Origin of the sequence: Sphingobacterium shayense (assembly GCF_013179575.1) — a bacterium.
GTDB classification, from domain to species: Bacteria; Bacteroidota; Bacteroidia; order Sphingobacteriales; family Sphingobacteriaceae; genus Sphingobacterium; species Sphingobacterium shayense.
Genome location: NZ_JABMCQ010000265.1, coordinates 1 through 3195 on the forward strand (window position 1 = coordinate 1; position 3195 = coordinate 3195).

The 3195-nt window shown below is 41.1% G+C and carries 2 protein-coding genes; both read right to left on the reverse strand.

Annotated features, from left to right (window positions below; all coding sequences use genetic code 11):
• Positions 1-840 (reverse strand): TonB-dependent receptor plug domain-containing protein (locus HP439_RS18435; protein ID WP_172391796.1); only part of this gene is annotated, 840 nt, incomplete at its 3' end.
• A gap of 340 nt (positions 841-1180) precedes the next feature.
• The coding region (locus HP439_RS18440) for a S9 family peptidase (protein ID WP_425501387.1) at positions 1181-3195 on the reverse strand (2015 nt) is incomplete at its 5' end.

The following is a 3195-nucleotide window of genomic DNA, read 5'->3' on the forward strand; positions in this document are numbered from 1 at the left end:
TAATTCCACATTTCCTCTATTGAACTTACTGGTACCAGAAGACAAGTTAACAGAGAACACCCCTTCACCAGCATTCGTCGCAGATTTGGTTGTTACTACGACTACCCCGTTTGTACCACGTGAACCATACTGCGTCGTCGCTGCGGCGTCTTTCAAAACGGAGATCGAAGCGATATCATTCGGGTTGATATTCGGCGTTCCATGGGTAACTACGCCGTCAACGACCCATAACGGTCCTGTACCGGAAGATATTGAATTTCTACCGCGAATACGAATGTTAGCCGCTTCGCCAGGTTTACCAGAGCCCGCAGAAACATCTACCCCTGCAACTTTACCTTGTAGAAGATTTGATATGTTTGGTGATTTCTGATCCTGCAACTGCTTTTGACTGACTGTCGACACGGAAGCCGTGATATTTTCCTTTTTCTGCGAAGAATATCCTGTAACAACAACTTCGTCTAGCAATTGATCTAATGGTGTCAATTCAATGTTAACGACACTTGAAGAAACTACAATCTCTTTTCTATCGTACCCTACTGCACTAAATACGAGCGTTTGGCCAGTGGAAACTTGAATTTGAAATGCGCCATTGGCATCCGTACTAGTCGAAAGCGACGGTGTTTCTTTAATAGAAACGGTCACAGATTGTAACGGTCCCTCGGCAGACGTTACCTTACCTTTTATCTGCTGCTGTTCCTGCTGCAAATAAAAGGCTACGTCTGACTCCGGCAAACTCGCTGCGGATGCATAACCTTGAATTAAACCTAATCCCAAAAGCAGATTAAATGAGTATTTGAATCTGGAGAGATTTAGCGCGTGATGGGTAAATCTTTTAATCATAATTATTCCTTTATAAAACGTGAAACTGATCACTCAGTATAGTTTAGGGTTGGAAGGTAAAAGAATAACTACAAATAAAAAAGCGTTAAGATAGACGAAATCGATTGCGTAATTTGAATCAAACGATTGCATAACTAACGATAGGAAATAATATGTATCGTAGACCTTACACACTATAGCATAGTGCATTGATCTTTATGATAGAGATTTATTATTGCGTAGACAACGATATCTATTTGCTGAGAACTGTAATTAAAATTATGTAGAAAAAACATTATTAAAAAACCCGAGCCAAACAAATTGTTCCGCTCGGGTTACTATGCAAAAAGTTTATCTTCAATTAAAGCGTCTCTTTCAGCCAGCCAAAAAATTCTCTTTGCCATACTTGCGCGTTATGTCCAGATAGCACCCAGTGATTCTCTTCGGGCAAATAGACAAGTCGACTTTTTATGTTTTTAAGTTGAGCTGCTTGAAATGCCGATAGGCCCTGTCCGATCGGAACTCGGAAATCTTTCCCGCCTTGAAAAATCAAGATAGGTGTATCCCATTTATTCACATGTGTTATTGGATTGAAATCTGAATACGTTTTTGCATTCTTTTCATCCCAATACGGTCCTCCCAAATCATGGTTTGCAAAAAACAGTTCCTCCGTGGTTCCATACCAGGAAGTCATATCAAATAATCCACAGTGAGAGATGAATGTTTTAAAGCGTCCTTGATGGGCACCCGCTAACATAAATACAGAATATCCACCATAGCTTGCCCCAACTGCACCAATCCGATCAGTATCAACATATGATTCAGTGGATAGATCATCAATTGCGGACAAATAATCCTGAATCGCCTGACCACCCCAATCGCCGCTAATCTCTTCATTCCATTTAACTCCCCACCCAGGCATCCCACGCCGATTAGGCATAATAACAATATATCCCTGTGATGCCATTAGTTGAAAATTCCATCGATAAGAGTAACCTTGTGTGGTGGCCGATTGCGGACCTCCCTGACAAAACAAAAGTGTCGGGTATTTCTTATTAGGATCAAAATTCGGAGGATATATAACCCAGGAAAACAAATCCAGTCCATCACTAGCTTTTGTGAACCTCCCCTCAACCTTTGTTGGAGCGATCGTTTCAAAAATTTTATCGTTAACACGCGTCACGGGTGATAATAATCTCTTTTTAAAATTATAAGAGTATACCTCGGCAGCTCGAGTCATTGTCGTCGAAGTGACTATTAAGCCGCCATCGATCTCTCCCACAATCCCCGTAATATCAAACTCCCCATCACTCAATTGGACAACCTCAGCATTGGCGGAAGCATTAACTTCAAACAACTGAACAGTCCCTTTTGTTGGCGCAGTAAAATATAACTTTCGAGCATTCTTGCTCCAATAGAATCCATTTACTGTCCCATCCCATTGCTGAGTTAGATTTACACGCCGTGTTGTTTTCTTATCAAACAATATGATATCGTTTTTATCCGCCTCGTATCCATCGGTTTTCATGCTCAGCCAAGCGAGTTTTGCACCATCTGGGCTATACGTTGGATTCGTGTCATACCCATTCATACCCTCTGTGACGTTAGTAGTGACCTGACTCTGAAGATCATACCGATAAATATCAGTGTTGGTACTCACAGCATATTCCTTACCAAACTTCTTCTTCGACACATACAACACGGATTTACTATCAGGTGCCCATGTATAATCTTCAGCACCGCCGAACGGAGCTTGAGGTGTATAAAAAGGTTCTCCCTCTAGCAGATCCTTCATTTCGCCTATTTTGCCTTGGTCATAACTCGCCAAAAAAAGGTGATTAAACTCGCCTTTATTAAATGTGTCCCAATGCCTATAGTCTAGGTCATCATATATATAAACATCAGATTTAGCTAAATCTTGATATTTGTCAGCACTATGATATTTTTTTACCAACACACTCCTACTGAATAGAATGTACTTACCATCAGGTGAGAATTTTACATTATCTAACCCACCGTCAAAATCTGTTAGCTGAACGGGCTCTCCACCTTTCAAGGCTTTCATCCACAACTGACCATTATAAGTATATATCACTTCTCCGTGTTCTGTAATCTTTACAACAGACTCATTCCCTTTCCCATCCGAAAAAGGTGTTACAGTGCCTCCTTTCACAGGAACGGTATACAGATTTTTCTCCGAAGTATTGTCCTGAATATTATACTTGGACACACCATATATCAACGTTGCCCCGTCCGTGGAAAGTCCCTCAGCGGAAACACGGCCTAACTCCCAAAGTTTTTCGGGCGTCATAACATCTCTCCCCATTGCATTGAATCTATTTGTTATTAATGATTTGTCGACAACTTTTTCTGGTG